Annotated in this window: 16 protein-coding genes; 8 read left to right on the forward strand and 8 right to left on the reverse strand. The window is 72.7% G+C overall.

Features of this window, described 5'->3' with window-relative positions:
- Positions 1-23: 23 nt before the first annotated feature.
- The 7 genes from AB0I71_RS10940 to AB0I71_RS10970 all read left to right on the forward strand — a co-directional run bounded on the left by AB0I71_RS10940 (position 24) and on the right by AB0I71_RS10970 (position 8,726).
- On the forward strand, positions 24-3,692 hold the full coding sequence (locus AB0I71_RS10940) for a hypothetical protein (protein ID WP_357583228.1): 3,669 nt from the start codon (positions 24-26) through the stop codon (positions 3,690-3,692).
- A 182-nt stretch (positions 3,693-3,874) separates the two neighbouring features.
- Positions 3,875-4,405, forward strand: coding sequence for an Arc family DNA-binding protein (locus AB0I71_RS10945; RefSeq protein WP_357583230.1), 531 nt, complete (start codon positions 3,875-3,877; stop codon positions 4,403-4,405).
- Between the two features lie 73 nt (positions 4,406-4,478).
- Positions 4,479-5,318: a DUF4097 family beta strand repeat-containing protein gene (locus tag AB0I71_RS10950; protein ID WP_357583232.1), complete on the forward strand. Its 840-nt coding sequence runs from the start codon at positions 4,479-4,481 to the stop codon at positions 5,316-5,318.
- 29 nt (positions 5,319-5,347) lie between these two features.
- Entirely contained in the window at positions 5,348-6,307 is a 960-nt protein-coding gene (locus AB0I71_RS10955) for an ATP-binding cassette domain-containing protein (protein WP_357583234.1), read from the forward strand.
- Positions 6,304-7,137, forward strand: coding sequence for an ABC transporter permease (locus AB0I71_RS10960; RefSeq protein ID WP_357583236.1), 834 nt, complete (start codon positions 6,304-6,306; stop codon positions 7,135-7,137). Before AB0I71_RS10955 ends, AB0I71_RS10960 begins: the two co-directional genes overlap by 4 nt.
- A 150-nt stretch (positions 7,138-7,287) precedes the next feature.
- Positions 7,288-7,581 carry a 4a-hydroxytetrahydrobiopterin dehydratase gene (locus tag AB0I71_RS10965; RefSeq protein WP_357583238.1) on the forward strand — a complete coding sequence of 98 codons (294 nt, stop codon included), beginning with the start codon at positions 7,288-7,290 and terminating at the stop codon, positions 7,579-7,581.
- On the forward strand, positions 7,578-8,726 hold the full coding sequence (locus tag AB0I71_RS10970) for an FHA domain-containing protein (protein ID WP_357583240.1): 1,149 nt from the start codon (positions 7,578-7,580) through the stop codon (positions 8,724-8,726). The genes AB0I71_RS10965 and AB0I71_RS10970 overlap by 4 nt, the downstream gene beginning before the upstream one ends.
- A 55-nt stretch (positions 8,727-8,781) precedes the next feature.
- On the opposite strand, the gene rocD is transcribed toward AB0I71_RS10970, so the two are convergent.
- The 4 genes from rocD to AB0I71_RS10990 form a co-directional block, all read right to left on the reverse strand.
- Positions 8,782-9,996: an ornithine--oxo-acid transaminase gene (gene rocD / locus AB0I71_RS10975; RefSeq protein ID WP_357583242.1), complete on the reverse strand. Its 1,215-nt coding sequence runs from the start codon at positions 9,994-9,996 to the stop codon at positions 8,782-8,784.
- Positions 9,993-10,808, reverse strand: coding sequence for a dimethylargininase (ddaH, locus tag AB0I71_RS10980; RefSeq protein ID WP_357583380.1), 816 nt, complete (start codon positions 10,806-10,808; stop codon positions 9,993-9,995). The genes rocD and ddaH overlap by 4 nt, the downstream gene beginning before the upstream one ends.
- Before the next feature lie 400 nt (positions 10,809-11,208).
- The gene (locus tag AB0I71_RS10985; protein ID WP_357583244.1) at positions 11,209-12,207 is read right to left on the reverse strand and encodes a thrombospondin; all 999 of its coding nucleotides are present in this window, start codon (positions 12,205-12,207) and stop codon (positions 11,209-11,211) included.
- Positions 12,208-12,432: 225 nt separating this feature from the next.
- Positions 12,433-13,122, reverse strand: coding sequence for an SDR family NAD(P)-dependent oxidoreductase (locus tag AB0I71_RS10990; RefSeq protein WP_357583246.1), 690 nt, complete (start codon positions 13,120-13,122; stop codon positions 12,433-12,435).
- A gap of 149 nt (positions 13,123-13,271) precedes the next feature.
- Here AB0I71_RS10990 and AB0I71_RS10995 point away from each other — a divergent pair, with 149 nt between their 5' ends.
- Positions 13,272-14,078, forward strand: a complete 807-nt coding sequence (locus AB0I71_RS10995) for a DNA-formamidopyrimidine glycosylase family protein (protein WP_357583248.1) — start codon at positions 13,272-13,274, stop codon at positions 14,076-14,078.
- A 60-nt stretch (positions 14,079-14,138) separates the two neighbouring features.
- On the opposite strand, the gene AB0I71_RS11000 is transcribed toward AB0I71_RS10995, so the two are convergent.
- From AB0I71_RS11000 to AB0I71_RS11015, 4 genes are all read right to left on the reverse strand, one after another.
- Entirely contained in the window at positions 14,139-15,164 is a 1,026-nt protein-coding gene (locus AB0I71_RS11000; protein WP_357583250.1) for an aminoglycoside phosphotransferase family protein, read from the reverse strand.
- Positions 15,165-15,335: 171 nt separating this feature from the next.
- On the reverse strand, positions 15,336-16,760 hold the full coding sequence (locus AB0I71_RS11005; RefSeq protein ID WP_357583252.1) for a WGR domain-containing protein: 1,425 nt from the start codon (positions 16,758-16,760) through the stop codon (positions 15,336-15,338).
- Between the two features lie 89 nt (positions 16,761-16,849).
- Positions 16,850-18,220, reverse strand: coding sequence for an FAD-dependent oxidoreductase (locus AB0I71_RS11010; RefSeq protein WP_357583254.1), 1,371 nt, complete (start codon positions 18,218-18,220; stop codon positions 16,850-16,852).
- 16 nt (positions 18,221-18,236) lie between these two features.
- On the reverse strand, positions 18,237-19,382 hold the full coding sequence (locus AB0I71_RS11015; RefSeq protein WP_357583256.1) for a glutamate--cysteine ligase: 1,146 nt from the start codon (positions 19,380-19,382) through the stop codon (positions 18,237-18,239).
- Positions 19,383-19,454: the final 72 nt, after the last annotated feature.

Below are 19,454 nucleotides of genomic sequence, written 5' to 3' on the forward strand. Positions count from 1 at the left end.
ACCTGGCCGTCGAGGATGACGGCGTGGACAACGCCTACCCCTGCCCGGCCTGCGGCTCCTCGGCGAATCTCGACTCCGGCTGCACCGGCTGCGGCAGGCCGCCGCACCCGGCCGCGGCCGAGGTGATCCGGCTCGATCGCGAGATCATCGTGCTGGGCGGCGAGGTGCAGCGGGCCCGTCAGGCGTACGAGGGGCTGGTCGGGCGACTGGAGGCGGTACGGCGACGGCGCGGCGAACTGGCCGCTGCGGTCCGGGCGGAGTTCCCGGTCACCGCCGCGCCGCCGGTCCGCAGCGACGCACCGGCCGTCGGTGGGTATCCGGGACCCGCTCCCGTGCCGGCCGCTCCGGTGCCGGCCGCTCCGGTGCCGGCCGCTCCCGTGCCGGCAGTTCCGGTGCCGGCCTTCGGTGGGCAGGCCGTTTCCGCGCCGGTTCGCCCGGGTGGTGCGGAAGCGTCGACGCGGACCGTGCAGGGTCTGCTCTTCGTCCTCGGTGGACTGCTGCTCGGTACGGCGGCGACCGTCTTCACGGCGGTGGCCTGGGCGTCGGTAGGGGTGGCCGGCCGGGCGATGATCCTGCTGGCGTTCACCGCGCTGCTGCTGGCCGTGCCACTCGTCGCGCGTTGGCGGGGGTTGCGCGGCACCGCCGAGACCTTCGCCGCCGTCGGGCTGCTGCTGGTGCTGCTCGACGGGTACGCCGCCTGGTCGGTCGACCTGTTCGGGGTGACCGCCTGGCCGGGCAGCCGGTACGCCGCGCTGGTCGCGGCGGTCGGCGCGGCGGTGGCTGTCGGTTACGCGCGACTCAGCCGACTGGCCGTGCCGTGGTTCGCCGTGCTGCTTGTCGTCCAGCCGGTGCTGCCGTTGCTCGCCGCCGAGACCCGTCCGGAACCGGCCGGCTGGGCGGTGGTCTTCGTCGGGGTGGCGCTTGTCGACCTGGCGGTGGTGGTCGCACTGCGGCAGCGCGTCGGTGTCGTCGTGGACGAGGGGGCCGCGACGACACCGGCGCTGCGGCTGGCCGGCTCAGCGCTGGCCTGGACCGGGTTCGCCGGTTGGCTGCTGCTCGCCGCGGGCTGCGCGCTGGTGCCCCTGCTGGTCGGTCGGGCGGGTGGCGTACCCCTGCTGGCCGGTGGGCCGATGCTGCTGGTGGCGCTCACCGGGTTCGGCGCGGCGTTGCTGGCCGGTGCCGAGCCGGCTCGGGCGCTGGCGGGCGGCGCGCTGGTGCCGGTGCTGGCCGGTGCGATCATCCGTCCGGTGGTGGAACTGCGCGCGTCGGTGTGGCTGCTGGTGTCGGCGCTTGTCGCGGTGGGCCTGGCCGGCGCGGTACGGCTGCTGCCGCGTGGCTGGCGGGCCGGTCCCCGCGCGGGGGCGTTGCTGGTCGCCGGTGGTGGCGGGCTGCTGGCGGCGCTGGCGGGGCTGCTCCTGGCCGGTGCCGCCGTGGGCCGGTCGTTGCCGCCGTGGCGGGGGGCCACGGCGGGGCCGGTGTTCGCCTGGGGTTGGCAACTGCCGGTGGCGGTGGCGCTGGCCGCGGCGGCGGTGGCCTTGCTGCTGCCCCGGGCCGCCCGGCCGGCGGTGCTGGCGGCCGGTCTCGCCGCGACCGCGTTCGCCGTCCCGGTGGCCTGGGCCGCGCCCTGGCCGGCAGTGGTCGCGATCGACCTCGTGGTGGGCGCGGTGTTGCTGGTCGTGGCGGTGGCTCGCCCGACGCTGCCCACCGTGGCGGTGCTGACCTCGGCGTCGGCCGGCGCGGTGCTGCTCGGGCACGGGCTGCTGGTCGGGCTGGCGGCTCCGATCGGTGCCGGCGCCGCCTGTGCGGTGATCCTGGCCGTCGGCCTCGGCGTGGCGGTCGCCGGGCGACACGGCGACCCGGTGCGGCGGGCCGTGGCCGGTTGCGGGCTGGTTGCCGCGGTGCTCGTGGTGCCGGCGGGGGCGGCGATCGCGTTGATCGGCGTCGGTGCCCCGCCGTGGTGGCAGGCCCGGGCCGCGCTGGCCGCCGTCGCGCTGCCGGCGGTGGCGCTGCTCGCGCTGCGTCGGCCCGGGCCGGACCTGACCGGGTACGCCTCGACCGGGCTCGCCGTGGTGGCGGTGCTGACCGGCTTGTCCCCCCTGGTCGTACCGGGTGCCGAGCGGATCACGGTGTACGCGGCCGTGGCGGCGTCGCTTGTCGCGCTCGCCGGGTTCCGGACCCGCCCGTCGGGGCTGTTGCCGGTGGCCGGGCTGGGCCTGGCCGCGGTGGCGGTGCTGGCGGCCGTGCCGGTGGTGGTGACCGCACTGCTGACGCCGTACGGTCCGCCGCCCGCCCCGTGGTCCGGTGCACCGGCGAGCCGGCCGGCACCGGACGCGCTACCGGTCGGCCTGGCACTGGTCCTGCTGTCGATGGCGGCGGCCCTGGCCGCCTGGCCGACGTCCCGCGCCGAAGCCGCGAGGCTCCGCCCGGCGGGTGGGCGTGCCGGGGGTTGGCGGATCGCCGGGGCGGTGCTGCCCTTCGTGGCCGCTGCCGCTCCGGTGCTGCTGGTCGCCGCCGCCGTGCCCTGGCCGGTGGTGCCGGCGACGGTGCTGCTGAGCGGGGTGGCTCTGCTGTTGACTGTCGCGCTGTGGAACCCGGGCGGCGCGTTCGTCGGGACGGCCCTGCCGGTCGGGCTGGTGCTGGCGGTGGCCGGGCTGCTCAATCTCCAGGCCACCCGGGCCGGCACCCTGGGTGGGACGGGGCTGCTGGTGGTGGCGGCGACTGTCGTCGGAATGGGCGCGCGGCACCTCGTGGTACGCCTGCTCGGTTGGCTGGTCGCGGTGGCGGCGGCGACCGGGTTCGCGGTCACCGCTCCGTTGGCCGGCGGGCAGCCGCCACGCGTGGCGGCGTTCGCGGTGCTCGGCGTCGCCGCGCTCACCCTCGTGCTCGCCGCGACGCTGCCGTCGAGCCGGTGGAGCCTGCCGGACCCAGCGCCGCAGCCGGCCGCGCCGCCGGTGCCGGCCGCGCCGCCGCAGCCGGCGGTGTCGCCCGGATCGGCTTCCGGGGGGTCCGTGGGCTCCGCCGCGTCGGTGCTGCTGGGCCGGGTGCTGGACGCCGCCGCACAGGCGGTCGCGTTGCTCGCGCTGCTGCTCACCCTGGGTGCACTCCGGCACGCCGCGACGATCTGCGTGCTGTGGGGCGTCGCGATGGGTGTCCGGCTGTTGCGTCGGGACGAGACGATCGGGCGGCGCTGGATCTTCGCCGGTATCGGCGGCGGCAGCGAACTGCTGGCCGTCTGGCTGCTGCTCGTCGCCGGCGGAGTGAACGTGCTGGAGGCGTACACGGTGCCGCTGGCGGCGGTGGCGCTCGTCGCTGGCGCGGTGGGACTGCGTACCCGGCCAGGGCTGAACAGTTGGCTGGCGCTCGGGCCCGGCCTGACCGCCGTGCTGCTGCCCAGCCTGACGGCCGTGCTGTTCGGCGACGACCCGCAGCCCTGGCGGCGGCTGCTGCTCGGTGCCGCCGCTCTCGCCGCGACGCTGCTCGGCGCGGTACGCCGCTGGCAGGCGCCGGTGGTGCTCGGCGGGGGGACGCTGACCCTGCTCGCCCTGTACGAGCTGGTGCGCAGTTGGGACCTGCTGCCCCGATGGGCCTTCCTGGCCGCTGCCGGGCTGGCGCTGATCGGCCTGGCGACCACCTACGAGCGTCGTCGGCGCGATCTGCTTCGGCTGCGATCGGCCGTCGGCCGGATGGGCTGACGGCCCGAGGGCCCGATCCTGGCTCAACCCCTGCCATGGATGTCCGCCGAGCGCTGGCCGGCCCGCGAGCAGGGGCGCGTACGGCCCGTCCGCCGCAGTCGTGCACCACATGATGCCACGCATGGCAGCATGCTGAGCCAAGATGGCTTGTCTGTGTGCCATGCGTGTGCCATGATGGTGCCATGGACTTGACCTCGTATGTGAGCAACCTCGGACGTGAGTTCGCCGCGCTCGCCGAAGCCGGAGGTGAGGACGCGCGTGCGCTGGTCGAGCGACTGACCGGTCCGCTTGAGTCCGCGATCCGGATGACCCTGCTGGACGCCTTGTCGGCAGCCGCCGACGAGATCACCCGGGAACTGGCTCCGGGCTCGGTGGAACTGCGCCTGCGCGGCCGCGATCCGAGCTTCGTCGTCACCCTGCCACCCGCCGAGCCGCACGCAGGCGCGGAGGACGCCCCGACGACCGTCGGTGGTGCCCCGGACAACGATCTGCTGGTCGCCGAGGACGGCCCTGCGGCAAGGATCAACGTGCGCATGCCCGAGCAGCTCAAGGCGGCGATCGAGGAGGCCGCGGCCAAGGAGGGGCGCTCGGTCAACGCCTGGTTGGTCCGGTCGGCGGCCGCCGCCCTGCAACGGCCCGACCGTGACCAGCGTCCCGTGCCACGTGGCAGCGGGAAACGGGCCAAGCAGGGCTTCACCGGCTGGGTGCGCTGACCGCACCGTTCGACCTTCCACACCCCGCCCGACCTGCGGGGACGACCCACCTACCCAGGAAGTGGGGACCACCATGCCTGTTTTCGAGACGCCCGAACCGATTTCCGTCACCGTCGAACTCGGCGTCGGCAACGTGCGAATCGCCGCCAGCGACCGGACCGACACCGTCGTCGAGGTCCGGCCGAGTGACGCCGCCGACGAGTCGGATGTGCACGAGGCTGCCCAGATCCGGGTCGACTACGCCGACGGCACACTCCGGGTCACCGGGCCCAAGCGCGCTTTCGACTTCTCCCGGAAGACCAGGTCGGTTGAACTGACCATCGAACTGCCCAACGATTCCCAGCTCAGCGCGCACCTGCTGATGGGCGACATCCGCTCTGCCGGTCGGCTCGGCGAGTGCCGGCTCAAGACCACCGGCAACGTGTGGCTCGAACGGACCGGTCCCTTGCGCCTGCACACCGGCTTCGGTCACGTCACCGCCGACGGCATCACCGGTGACGCGGAGGTGTCCACCGGCTCCGGCAAGATCCAGATTGGTGAGATCGAGGGCAACGCCGAGGTCAAGAACTCCAACGGCGATACCGCGATCGACGCGGTCGCCGGTGACGTGCGCGTACGCAACGCGAACGGTGCCATCGACATCCAGCGGGCCGGTGCCGGCGTCGACGTGAAGACCTCCAACGGCAGCATCCACCTCGGCGAGGTGGCCCGCGGTTCGGTAGTCCTCGGCACCGCGGCGGGTGACCTGGACATCGGCATCGCCGAGGGCACCGCCGCCTGGCTCGAGGTGAACACCGGTTTCGGCCAGGTACGCAACCTGCTGGAGGACGCCAGCCGGCCGGAAGAGGGCGACAAGACGGTCGAGGTGCGTGGGCGCACCTCCTACGGCGACATCACCATCCGCCGCTCCTGAACCCCGCCCGATCCGGAGAAAGGAAAATCATGATCAGTACGCCCTCCCGGCCGGCGATCGCCGCGACCGGGCTACGGAAGGCCTTCGGCGACCACGTCGTGCTCGACGGTCTCGAGCTGACCGTGGCGAGCGGAACGGTCTTCTCGCTGCTCGGTGCCAACGGCGCCGGGAAGACCACCACCGTCAGGATCCTGTCCACTCTGCTCAGTGCCGACGCCGGTGATGTGCGGGTCGCCGGGCACGATGTCGCCCGCGAGCCGGACGCGGTACGCGCCGCGATCGGTGTGACCGGCCAGTTCTCCGCCGTGGACAAGCTGCTCACCGGGGAGGAGAACCTACGGCTGATGGCGGACCTGCACCATCTCGTCCGGCGCGAACGTCGTCAGCGCATCGCTCGCCTGCTCGAACAGTTCGAGCTGACCGAGGCGGCCGGAAAGCCGGCATCGACCTACTCCGGGGGCATGTTGCGGCGGCTCGACCTGGCGATGACCCTGGTCGGCAGCCCGCAGGTGATCTTCCTCGACGAGCCGACCACCGGGCTGGACCCGCGCAGCCGCCGAACCATGTGGGAGATCATCCGGGACCTGGTGGCCGGCGGCGTCACCATCTTCCTGACCACGCAGTACCTGGAGGAGGCCGACGAACTGGCCGACCGGATCGCGGTCCTCGACCGAGGTCGGGTGGTGGCCGAGGGCACCGCCGAGGAACTCAAGCGTCGCATCCCCGGTGGCCACGTACGCCTGCGGTTCGCCGACGCGGACGGCCTCGACGCGGCCGTGCGCGTGCTGGACCAGGCTGCGCGCGACAACGACCCGCTCGCGCTGCGGGTGCCCAGCGACGGCAGCCTGCGCTCGCTCAAGGCCCTGATCGGCCAGCTCGACGACCGGGCCGTCGAGGTCGACGAGCTGTCCGTGCACACCCCCGACCTCGACGACGTCTTCCTCGCCCTCACCGGCGACTCCAGCAGAGAGAAGGTGACCAGTCGATGAGCACTCCCGCTCTCGCCGGACCCGCGCCGGTCAAGCTCCGTGTCCATCCGTTCCGCGACTCGACGACGATGCTGCGGCGCAACCTCCGACGGATGCTGCGGTACCCGTCGATGACCCTGATGCTCGTCGGGATGCCCGTCGTCTTCCTGCTGCTCTTCGTCTACGTGTTCGGCGGCACGCTCGGCAACGGGCTGGGCGGGGCGGCACCGGACGGCGCGGCCGCCGGGCGGGCGGCCTACGTCAACTACGTGGCACCCGCGATCATCCTGATGACCATCGCGGCCACGGTCCAGGGAACAGCCATCTCGGTCGCCATGGACATGACCGAAGGGATCATCGCCCGGTTCCGGACGATGCACATCGCCCGCGTCTCGGTGCTGACCGGGCACGTCCTGGGCAGCGTCATCCAAACGGCGATCAGCCTGGCGATCGTGATCGGTGTGGCGTTGCTTGTCGGTTTCCGGCCCTCCGCCGGGCCGGTCGAGTGGCTGGCCACAGCCGGTTTCCTGCTGGCGGTCACCGTCGCCCTCGTCTGGTTGTCCGTCGCGCTCGGCCAGGTGAGCGAGAGCGTCGAGACGGCGAGCAACCTGCCGATGCCGCTGATTCTGCTGCCGTTTCTCGGCAGTGGCTTCGTACCCACCGACTCGATGCCGGCGGGACTGCGCTGGTTCGCCGAGTACCAGCCGTTCACGCCGATCATCGAGACCCTGCGTGGCCTGTTGACCGACGAACCCATCGGGAACAACGCGTGGATCGCGCTCGGCTGGTGTGCCGTCATCGCACTGGGCGGCCACCTGTGGTCCAGGCGCCTGTTCAACCGCGAGACCTGAGCCGGCGGCGGTTCCCACACCGCCCGGGCCCGCCACCGCGCTCGGGCGCCGAACGGATCGCGACCGGCCGTCCGGGGACAGCAGATGTCCACCGGATGGCCGGTCACCGCTGGTGGCGGTGGTACCGGTCGGCACCGGTAGGGTCTGGCCATGGCAGAGGTGCTCACCGCCGAGGCGGTGCGAAACGAGCTGGGTGGGCTGGCGGGCTGGTCGGGAGACCCCGCCGGGATCACCCGAACCGTGGAGCTGGCCAGCTTCCCGGACGCCATCACGGTGGTCGACCGGGTCGCCGTCACGGCCGAGGAACTGGATCATCACCCCGACATCGACATCCGGTGGCGCACGGTGACCTTCCACTGCGTGACCCACTCGGTCGGCGGGGTCACCGAGCGTGACATCCGGCTGGCCCGGCGGATCGACGAGATCGTGGAGGGTGCCCGATGAGGTTCGAGATCAGCAAGGTGCTGGACGCCATCGAGGGGCGGGTCTGCACCGACCCGCAGCTGGCCCGCGCAGTGCTCGACCTGGCCGAGATCATCCGCTACCAGGATCTCGACGGCGGGCGTCCGGCCAGTTCGCTACGCCTCGGCATGGTCATCGACGCGCTGGCACGCAGTCTGGAGGAGGACAGCGTCCCGGTCTACGCGGTGGTGCACCGGGGAATGCTCTCCGACGCCGACCTCACCTCCAACGAGCGCATGGTGGTGCGCAGGTGGGCCGACGACGGCCTGGTGGAGGTGCTCGACAACCCCGGTGACCGGATGCTGGAGGTGGCCGACCTGCTCGGCCTGCCGGTGCTCAGCCGGGTCCGCTTCGACGGCCTGCGTGGGCGGTTCCCCTGGCTGGTGGAACAGCCGGGTCGGGTCCTCGCACCGGTGCCGGGCGCCGGCGGTCCGGTCTTCATCGCCCACGTCGGCGGCGGTCACACGCCGGTCGTCGGCCCACCCTCACCGGCCGCCGCCAAGCTGCTGTCCCGCGAGTGGCGCTGCCCGGAGTCCGGCTGCACTCTGTTCGGCGGTGCGGGCGGCGGTGGTGCCTTTGCCGACCTGGCCCGGATCGACCGCGCGCCGACCGGGCAGCCGCCGCCGTCGCTGCGGAACGGCGTGCCCACCTGCCCCCGGCACGGTGCGCGGCTGCGTGACGCCGGTCCCCGGCCACGCAGCGAGGTCCTCGCGGTACGCGTCGGTGGCCTGATCCGTCGTCGGTTCGTGCTCACCGAGGAGCAGCCGGTGGTGATCGGCCGGGCACCGGAGGGCTCCGGCGGCATCATGCTCGGTCAGTGGCTCAACGACGAGGCGCGGCGCTGGATCAGCCGCAACCACCTGCGGCTGGAGCTGCGCGGCGGCGACGTCGTCGCCACCGACGTCAGCACCAACGGCTCCGGAGTGCGGCCGAGCGGCTCGCTGGCGGAGGCGGACCGGATCCCGCTGGCCCCACAGCAGTCCCGGGTGCTCGGCGCCGGTGACATGGTGGAGCTGTACCCGGGGGTGCAGGTCGGCCGTCCGAACGAGTTCCCGGCGGGAGCGCCGTACAACCCGGACTCGGTGATGTCCGAGGCACCGACGATGGCGATGCGCCTACCGCGCTGACGCCGGTGGGCGCCGGGACCGTGGTCCCGGCGCCCACCCGGCGTAGTACGACCGCTCAGCCGGCCAGTACGGCGGCCACCTGTGCCACCGCGTGGTCGATCTCCTCCTCGGTGATCACCAGCGGCGGGGCGAGTCGGATGGTCGAGCCGTGCGTGTCCTTGGCCAGCACCCCCCGCTCCATCAGTCGTTCGCAGGCCTCCCGGCCGCTCATCAGGGACGGGTCGAGGTCCAGGCCGACCCAGAGGCCCCGGCCGCGTACCGCGACCAGACCCTTGCCGATCAGCCCGCCCAGCCCGGCGTGCAGCCGTTCGCCCAGCTCGGCGGAGCGGCGCTGGAACTCGCCGGTCGCCAGCAGCCGGACCACCTCGGTCGCCACCGCACAGGCGAGGGGGTTGCCACCGAAGGTCGAACCGTGCTGGCCGGGCCGCAGTACGCCGAGCACGTCGGTGTCGGCAGCCACCGCGGAGACCGGCACGATGCCGCCGCCGAGCGCCTTGCCCAGCAGGTACATGTCCGGCACGACACCTTCCTGCTCACAGGCGAAGGTGGTGCCGGTGCGACCCAGGCCGGACTGGATCTCGTCGGCGATGAACAGCACGTTGCGCTCGGTGCACAGCCGTCGTACGCCCGGCAGGTAACCCTCCGGCGGCACCACCACGCCCTGCTCGCCCTGGATCGGCTCCAGCAGCACGGCGACGGTGTGCTCGTCGATCGCCTCGGTCAGCGCGGCCAGGTCGCCGTAGGGTACGATCCGGAAGCCCGGGGTGTACGGCCCGAAGTCCGTTCGGGCGTCCTCGTCCGTGGAGAAGCTGACGATTGTGGTCGTACGCCCGTGGAAGTTGCCCTCCGCGACCACGATGTTGGCCTGGCCGGCCGGTACCCCCTTGACCTGGTAGCCCCACTTGCGGGCGACCTTGATGCCGGTCTCGACAGCCTCGGCGCCGGTGTTCATCGGCAACACCAGGTCCTTGCCGCACAGGGCCGCCAGCTCCCGGCAGAAGTCGGCGAACTGGTCGTGGATGAAGGCCCGGCTGGTGAGCGTCAGCTTGTCGAGCTGGGCGTGCGCGGCGGCGATGAGCGTCGGGTGCCGGTGGCCGAAGTTCAGCGCGGAGTAGCCGGCCAGACAGTCGAGGTAGCGCTTGCCGTCCACGTCGGTGACCCAGGCACCCTCGGCGGAGGAGATCACCACCGGCAGCGGGTGGTAGTTGTGCGCGGTGTGGCGCTCCGCGTCCTGTACCGCCGCAGGGGTCCGCAGCATGTCCTCGATCATCGGTTCGCCTTTCCCTGACGGAGTCGCAACGTGCAGCACTTCGGGCCACCGCCGGCCCGACGCAGCTCGGACAGGTCGACGCCGATCGTCTCGTAGCCCCGGTCGCGCAGCTTGGCGGCCAGGCCGGTGGCCTGCTCGGGCAGCACCACGTGCCGGCCGTCGCTCACCGCGTTGAGGCCGAGCACCTCCGCGTCGGCCATCGTGGCGTGCACCGCGTCCGGGAAGAGCCGGCGCAGCACGGCCTGACTGCCGGGCGAGAACGCCTCCGGCAGGTACGCCACGGTCCGCTCGTCGAGCACGGTCAGCGCGGTGTCCAGGTGGTAGAAGCGCGGGTCGACCAGCTGCATGGTGATCACCGGGTAACCGAACACCTCCTGGAGCTGGGCGTGCGAGGCGTGCGCGGTGCGGAAACCGGTGCCGGCGAGCAGGTGGTCGCCGGCCAGCAGGACGTCGCCTTCACCCTCGTTGACGTGCTTCGGGTCGTACATCTCGAAGCCGGCGGCCTCGAACCAGGCGCGGTACGCGGGGGCCTCGTCGGCGCGCTGCGGGTCCCGGAACTGCACGGCCATCGCCCTGCCGTCGATCACGGTGCCGCCGTTGGCGGCGAAGACCATGTCGGGCAGGCCCGGTACCGGCGCGATCTCCTCGACGGTGTGGCCCAGGTCCAGGTAGACCTGGCGCAGCCGCTCCCACTGCCGGATGGCGAGGTCGACGTCGACCGGTGCGGTCGGGTCCATCCAGGGGTTGATCGCGTAGTCGACGGCGAAGTACGTCGGCCGGCACATCAAGAAGCGCTGGCGGGTGGCGTCCATCGTCATGTGTCCTGCTCCAAGCGTCGGGCGCGCCCGGCCACCGTCGGCCCACGGGCTGGCGCCGTGGCTCAACGGTATGCGGGCCCGAGGAGCAGAATCCACCGCGAACCCTTGCATTCAACGGCAGAACATTGCGTATAACACCCGCCCGGCGGGCTTTCGTTGCGCGAGAGCCCGTTCGGGTCGGGAGGCCCTGATCGGCGGGCCGCATCCGGTCACGATTCCTCGCCCGGACACACGTCAGGGGCGGCGAACCGCCCCCGGACATACGTCAGGGGCGGCGAACCGCCGCCCCTGACGAGCGTGTGCGCCCGGCTGGTGAACCACCAGATCTGATCGGGCTACGGTCGGTTCTGCACCGACCGGGCCGGTGAACCACCGGCGGGCCGAAATGTGCCCGCTACAGGCGATCGACAAACTGTGAATCAAGCCACTCGCGGAAGCGGGCCACCAGGTCGCCGTCGGTGGTCGGCCAGTCGTACTGGCCGGTCATCGCCAGCACACCCAGGACCACCGCGCCGAGGCCGAAGGCGATACCCAGCAGCGCGTCGGACTTGCCGGCGATGTGCCGACGGCGGGTGGCGATCAGACCGAGCACGGCGAGCACCGCCCCGACCGCACCCAGTGCGATGCCGTACCCGGCGAGGATGCCGGTGAGCACGAAGAGGGTGCCGCCGACGCCGACGATCAGGCCGAGTGTGGCCAGCAGACTGGCTCGCGGTCGGGGGCCGACCGGTGCCGGCGGGACATCCCGGCCGGCCTCGCCGTCGGGGGTCCGGTCATCGTCGACCGAGTCGTCCCGCTCCCGGGTGCCGGCGATCCGCTCGCGGCCGACGGCACGGTCCGTGTCGCCGGCCCGGTCGCCGTCGCCGGTCCGGTCGTGGTCGGCGGTGCCGAGGCCGTCGACGGTCCGGTCGCCGTCGGTGGTACGGAGGTCGTTCCCGGTCCGGTCGCTGGTGCGGTCGCCGTCGAGAACGCGGTCGACGCCGGTGGCGCGGTGGCCGTCGACGGTCTCGGTGGTGGCGGCACGGGCGCGGCGGGAGCCGTGAACTGTGGATCGAGCGGTGGCGGCTCGGGCCTCGGCGCTCCGTTGCGCGTCGGGTTGGCGATCCGCCCGGTCGGTGTCGGTGCCGGCGGTCTGGCTGCTGGCGGCTCGGTCGGTGTCGGTGCGGCCGGCGACCCGGTCCGCGGCGGTCTGGCGGGTGGGCGTCTGGTCGGTGGTCCGCTCGGTGGCGATGCTGCCGTCGGCCGGTGCACGGCCGGTGGTGCTGCCGTCGGTGCGGCCCTCGACGCCGGGTCGCTCGCCGCGACGGGTGTCGGTGGCGACCGTCCCGGCCCGGCCGTCGTCGTCCACCGGCGGCGCCGGTTCCTCCCGACGTGACAGGGAAGGAAATCTCATAGGTTCACCTCCTGATCGATGCGTGGACGGCGGCATCAGCCCCGTATCGCCAACCACGCCACAACACCCCGCAGGTACCCACCCCCCACCAAACCGACACCCCACCCCACACCCCCTCCCCGCGATCTTGCACTTTTGGTCGCGACTAAAGCGCGTAAAAAGGGCATATCGCCGACCACAACTGCAAGATCGCGGGGAAGGGAGGCGGGGTGGGGTCGGATGGGGTTAGTGGGGGCGGGACAGGGGGGCCAGGGCTGCGGTGAGGAGGGCTAGGCGGCGGGGACGGGAGACGAGGGCGGGGCGGTTGCGGACGCAGCGGGCGAGGATCTCCACGGCTCGTTCGACCGGAATCATGAACGGCCGGGACGAGCCCTTTGCCATCTTGGTGTCCACGAAACCGAACCGCACAGTGGTCACGTGCACGCCGTGCCGGCGCAGGGCCGCCGACAGGCCCATCAGGTACGACGACAGTCCGGCCTTCGAAGCGGCGTAACCGGGTGCCTCGCCGGAGACCAGCCGGTCGGCGAGGCTGGAGATCCCGATCAGGTGCCCGTCGCCGGTGGCCAGCATTCTCGGCACCACCACGGCAGTGGTGCGTACCGCGCCCATCAGGTTGACCTCGAAGGTGCGCGTCTGCGCGTCCAGGTCGGTGGGGTCGACGGGTTCCCCGATGCCGGCGGCGTAGACGCACAGGTCCAACCCGCCGAGTTCGTCGATCGCCTTGCCCAGCACGTCGGGATAGTCCGGCGCGGTGACGTCGACCGTGTGGTGGGTGTACGTGGGGACGATGATCGTGTTGTCCCGACGGGACAGCCCGGTGACCAGCCAGCCGTCGGCGAGGAGTCTGCGGGTGAACGCCAGCCCTATCCCGTCGGTGTTGCCGACCACCACCGCACGGCGCATCCGAACCGTCATGACCCCGCTGCCCCCATCGAGTCGACGTGGTGCCCCCCGTGCCGGCGGCCCGACCGGCAATTGAACCAGACGCCGCGGGGGATCCCCTACCGTCGAGTAGCGGCGCTGCCCGATCGCTGCTCACCGGCCCGCTGGCTAGGCTTGGCGCCGTGCCAGAGGGACACACCATTCATCGCCTGGCGGCCCGGCACGCCGAGCTGTTCGCCGGGGACAAGGTGCTCGCCGCCAGCCCTCAGGGCCGCTTCGCCGACGGCGCCGCCCGGATCTCCGGGACGGTGCTGGAGGGCACCGAGGCGTACGGCAAGCATCTGCTGCACCACCATGCCGATGAGGTGACGCTGCACGTGCACCTCGGCCTCTACGGGAAGGTCACCGACGGCGACGGTGAGCCGCCGGAGCCGGTGGGGCAGATCCGGCTACGACTGACGAGCGACCGGCACTGGCTCGACCTGCGCGGCCCGACCGCCTGTGAGCTGCTCAGTCCGCCCGAGGTGGCGGCGCTGCGGGCCCGCCTCGGCCCGGATCCACTGCGTGCCGACGCCGATCCGGACCGGGCGTACGCCCGGATCTCGCGCAGCGCGACGCCGCTGGCGGCGCTGCTGCTGGACCAGTCGGTGGTGGCCGGCACTGGGTTGATCTTCGTGACCGAGGCGCTGTTTCGTGCCGGTCTGTCGCCGAGGCTGCCCGGCCGGGAGCTGACCCGGGCCGGCTGGCAGGTGCTCTGGGCCGATCTGGTCGAGCTGATGACGCTCGCGGTCGCCACCGGCCGGATCGACACAGTCCGTGCCGCCCACCTGCCCGAGGCGATGGGTCGCCCGGCGCGCGTCGACCGGCACGGGGGAGAGGTGTACGTCTACCGCCGGCCCGACCAGCCCTGCCACGTCTGCGGGACCCCGGTTAACCGAGGCACCGTCACCGCCCGCAACCTCTACTGGTGCCCCACCTGCCAGTCCTGAATCTTGGTGCGGTACGGCCCTTCACGGGGCCGTTGCGGACCAAGATCTCAGCGAGTTGGATCAGGTGAGGAGCCAGTGGACGACCTCTACGTGGTCGGTGAAGACCTGGTCGGCGCCGATGCTCCAGGCCAGGGTCTGGCCGATCGTCCAGCCACGGACCCGGTCGCGATCCAGCCCCAGATCGGCGCTGAGCCGGTCCAGCCGGTGGTGGACGGCCGCCGGGGAGTGACCCAGCTCGGTGCCGCGCACCATCGGTACCACCGAGAACTCGCGCTCGCCGACCAGCGGCTTCGGGTCGATAACCAGCCATGGCTCACGTGCGGCGCGCAGCACATTGCCGGCGTGCAGGTCCTGGTTGACCAGCACCTGCTCGCCCTGGCTGCCGGCCAGCCCGGCCAGCAGGTCGAGCGCGGCGTCGACCAGTCGGCGGTCGTACGGGCGGCCGGCCCGCTCCCACTTGACCGGCAACCGGGCCGCCCAGCCGGCGGCTGCCTCCGCCAACGACAGGAACGGCTGACCGACCCGGCCGGCAACTCCGCCACGGGCCGCAGCGGCATCCGCCGCACGGGGCGGACCCGTCGGGTTGCCCGGCTGCTCCGGCGTGGCGGCCGGCGGCACCGGGCGGCGGGGGAGCAGTCCCACCACGTCGTCGATCGCCTCGTCCGTGGTGGTCGGCGGCACCCAGAGGCGGGGGAGCAGCGCCACCACGACGTCGAGCGCCGCGTCGAGCGGCATCTCGTGCAGCGGGGTGCCGGGGTCGCAGCGCTCCACCAGCAGTGCCCGCAGGCCGGGGTCGTGGGCGAGCAGCCGGATGGCGCCGTCGCCGTCCCAGCGGCGCAACGCGGTCGCCTCGTGCTCGCTCTCCGGGTCGGGGAACTGCAACTTGAGCACCGCCCGGGTGCCGTCCGGCAGGTCGGCCGGCACCGCCAGGGAAGCGCAGGCGTACCCGAAGGGTGACCCGACCCGCAGCGACCAGCGCCGGGCGCAGCGGGTCAGCCGGTCGGGCAACTCGGTCAACCACTCCGGGCCGCCCGCGACGCCGTGGAGCCAGGCCAACCCGTCGGGGATTCGCAGCGCGCCAGTCACCGGCTCATGGTGCCCGGCGCGGCGGCACCGCCACACACCGGTCTCCGCCGGGACCGGCCCTCCGCCACCCCCAAACCGGACAAACTGGCCCCCTCATCGGGACCGGCCCTCGTCGGGACCAGGCCGACCGCCGGGACCGTCGGTGCGGTCCGGACCGACGGTGCGCCGGGATCAGCGGAGCCGACGGATGTCGCCGTACGCCCGGTAGAAGCCGCCCCGGCCGGACTCGCGGACTTCGGTGACCAGGTAGCGCGCCCCGGGCTCGCGGATGCCCTTGGGGAACTGCACCGACCAGTCCCGGCGGTAGCCGGTGGAGAGGACGTGGACCCGCAGCCGGCCACCGTGCTCGACGCACTCGACGACCACGCCGCCGCCGGTGTCACCGACCACCTCGACCTGGGTCACGGCTGCGGGCTCCGGCAGCCGGGCCGGAGCCTTGACGTCGACCACCTCCGGGACGCTGCCCGCCTCCGCCGCCCGGATCGCCGGCTCGCTGGCGTCGATGCAGGCCAGGTGCCCGCTTGTGGTCACCACGTAGAGGCGCTGCTCGTGGTACTGCATGGAGTACGCCGAACCGCAGCCGGTGCCGAGCTTCCAGAGCCGGGTGCCGTCGGCGGCGAAGCAGTAGATCGAGGACTGACTGTCCCCGGCGAAGACGTAGCGGCCGTCGGAGGCGGTGGCGCAGGAGAAGACCGGGGCGTCGGCGCGGTAGGTGCGCCGGGCCGAGCCGCCGTCCTTGCCGAGGCGTACCACCTCGCGGGTGGCGGTGCCGGCGAACACGGCGTCGCGCTCCTGCCAGCCGAAGAGCACCGAGCCGGTGCGGGTGTGCCACAGTTCCCGACCGGTACGCCAGTCGTAGCCGCTCACTCCCGTCGAGTCGCCGTGGTAGACGGCGTCGGCGTCGCACCGCACCATCCAGGCCGACCGGCCGCGCCCGGCCCGTCGCCAGAGGAACTCGTCCTCGTGGTCGATGGCGGCGATCCCGCCGTCGGCGTCGGAGACGCCAAGCACCCCGTCGTGGATGTCGAGCCAGTAGATGTCGATGTCGGGCACGATCGCGTACGCCACCCGGGGGATCTTGCCGGAGAGGTCGTAGACGTTGCCGTCGTCGCAGCCGGCGTAGATCCAGGCGTCGTCGGCGACGATGCACTTGACCCCGTCGGGCAGACGGACCTGGTCCAGCACCCGGGCGTCGTGGTCGAGGGTGGTGATCACACCTCGTTCGTTGCCCACCATGCAGGTGCGCCCGTCGACGAAGATGCCGAAGGCCGGCGCACCGGACTCGTACCGCCAGAGCACCGGGGCGGTGCGGGCGGTCGAGCGGGTGCTGACGATCTGCCGCCGGGAGACAGCCCGCTTCTGACGCACGCCGGGCACCGCCGGGGCGTACCCCTTGCGGACCTTCTCGCCGATCTTCTTCGCCGCAGCGGCCCGGGCCCGTGCGTTGTCGGGGTAGCCGGTGGTCTTCACCTGGCCCTGGTCGCCGATCCGCCCGAAGCGCACGGTCATCGTGGCGTCGTCGACCACCACCTCGTAGAACTTGTGCGCTGCACCGTCCACTTCGGACAGTTCGAGGTAGGTCGTCTCCTGCGACATGGAATTCCTCCGAGGGGTTCGCATCGGCCCTGACCGGGCAACGCGCACACGCTAACCCCCGGCACCGACAGAACCGGGCCGCGCCGCGGTCAGCGGGCGAGTGCGTCCACCGCCTTGCGGGCGGCGACCAGCACCGGATCCCAGACCGGGGCGTACGGCGGGGCGTAGCCGAGGTCGAGCGCGGTCATGTCGTCCACCGTCATCTTGTTCCACAGCGCCACGGCCAGGGTGTCGATCCGCTTCGCCGCCTCGGACCAGCCGACGATCTGAGCGCCGAGCAGTCGCCCGCTCGGCCGCTCGGCGATCAGCTTCACCGTCATCTGCCGGGCCCCGGGGTAGTAGCCGGCGCGGTTCGTCGATTCGGCGATCACCGAGACGAACTCGAATCCGGCCATCCGGGCCTCCCGCTCCCGCAGCCCGGTGCGTCCCACCTCCAGGTCGCACACCTTGGTCACGGCGGTGCCGATCACCCCCGCGAAGGTGGCGTACCCACCGCCGATGTTGATTCCGGCGACCCGGCCCTGCTTGTTGGCGTGGGTGCCCAGCGGCACGTGCACCGGCAGCCCGCTGACCTTGTGCAGGGTTTCCACGCAGTCCCCGGCGGCCCACACCCCGGGCACCCCGGAGACCCGCATCCGGCGGTCCACCCGGATCCCGCCGGTCGGCCCGAGCGGCAGGCCGGCGGCCGCGGCCAGCTCGGTGTTGGGACGTACGCCGAGACCGAGGACCACCAGGTCGGCCGGGATCGGCCCGTCGTCGGTGACCACCTCGCAGACCCGGCCGTCGCGCTCCGACAGGTCGGTGACCCGTACGCCGGTGCGGATGTCGACGCCCAGCCCCCGCATCGCGTCGGTGACCAGCCGGGCCATGTCCGGGTCTACTGTCGACATCGGCTGCTCGCCGCGTTCGACCAGGGTGACCGACAGCCCGCGGCGGACCAGCGCCTCGGCCATCTCCACGCCGATGTAGCCGCCGCCGACCACCACCGCCCGCCGGGGCTGCGGGTCGGCGTCCAGCCACTTGCGCAGCGCCGAACCGTCGTCGAGGGTCTGCACCCCGAACACCCCGGCGGCGTCGGTACGCGCCCAGGCCGGCTTCTTCGGCACCGCCCCGGCGGCGTACATCAGGGTGTCGAACCGCTCGCGGACCTCGCCGCCGCCGTCCAGGTCGCGGGCGACCACCTCCCGGCGGACCAGGTCGATCCCCACCACCTCGTGCCGGATCCGCACGTCGATGGCGTGGTCCTCGCGGTGCGTCTTCGGTGACCGGGTCACCAGTTGCTCCCGGTCGGTCACCAGCCCGCTGATCCAGTACGGGATCCCGCAGGCCGAGTAGGAGGTGAAGTGTCCCCGTTCGAACGCCACGATCTCCAGGTCGTCCGGGCCCCGGCGGCGGCGCGCCTGCGAGGCGGCGGACATGCCGGCGGCGTCCCCGCCGATGACGATCAACCGTTCCGTCACGGCACCCACCCCTTCGTCAGGCCGGGTCCTCGCCCCGGGTCTGTCGTGCCACGTCCTTCACCACATCCTCCAACCGTCCGGTCCGGGCGTACACCGAACGCTGTCGCGCGGCGCCGCTGCCGTGCCGGCGCAGCCCCTCCAGCAGACCTGTCACCTCGGCGAGGTCACCGTGCCGTTCCAGGGCCGGCCCGAGTCGCCCGACGAGTTGGTGCAGCAGGTCCCACGCCGGCCGAAGCTCGCCGCTGGTCAGGTCGACCGCCTCTCCCTCCAGGCCGTCGTGTGCGGCCCGCCAGTGTGCGCCGACCAGCAGGTGATGGTCGGTGGGCAGCGGTGGCCGTCCGGCGGCGATGTCGTCGAGCGCGGTCGCCACCAGCCCACGGACCAGCGCGGCGACCAGGATCGCGTCGTCGACGGTCGGGCAGACGTCACCGATGCGCAGCTCCACCGTCGGGTACTTGGCCGACAGTCGGGCATACCAGTAGAGCATTCCCTCGTCGAGCATCACGCCGCTGCCGATTAGCTGACGGATCAGTCGTTGGTAGTGCTCGTGGGAGACCAGGTAGGGCGTCGGCGCGACCGAGGGCCAGCGTTCCCACTCGATCGACCGCCAACTGGCGTAGCCGGTGTCCTCTCCCCGGGCGAACGGCGAGTTGGCGGTGACCGCGTGCAGGATCGGCAGCCACGGTCGTACGTGGTTGAGCACCTGTACGCCCGCGTCGGGGTCCGGAACTCCGACGTGGACGTGCATGCCGTTGTTGCCCGGCCCGGGCACCAGCAGCCGGTACCGGGCGAGCATCTGGTCGAAGCGGGGCTTGTCGACCACCGGGGGTACCGGTCCGTCGATCGGCCCGGTGCCGATCGCGAGCAGCCGGGCGCCGGCCCGCTCGGCGGCGTCGGCGAGCGCGGAGCGGAGCAGGCCGAGGGAGTGCCGGATCGAGGAGAGTTCCAACCCGGGCGGGCTGCCGATCTCGATCTGACTGGTCTGGAACTCCCGCTCGACCTGACCCCGCAGCTCGGCCGGGACCTGCTCCAGCACCGCCTCGACGGCGGGCACCGCGACTCCGGTGTCCGGGTCGACGAGCAGGAACTCCTCCTCGACACCGACGGTGAGCAGGTCGGTTGCCTCGACCGTGGGACTCGGGGCCGCTGCCTGCCTGACCATCACTACCACCGTCCACTCCTGCCGGGGGCGGTCCGTCCGCACCGGGTCGGCCGGCAATTACCCCCTGTGGTG

This window comes from Micromonospora sp. NPDC049891, assembly GCF_040660295.1.
GTDB lineage: Bacteria > Actinomycetota > Actinomycetes > Mycobacteriales > Micromonosporaceae > Micromonospora.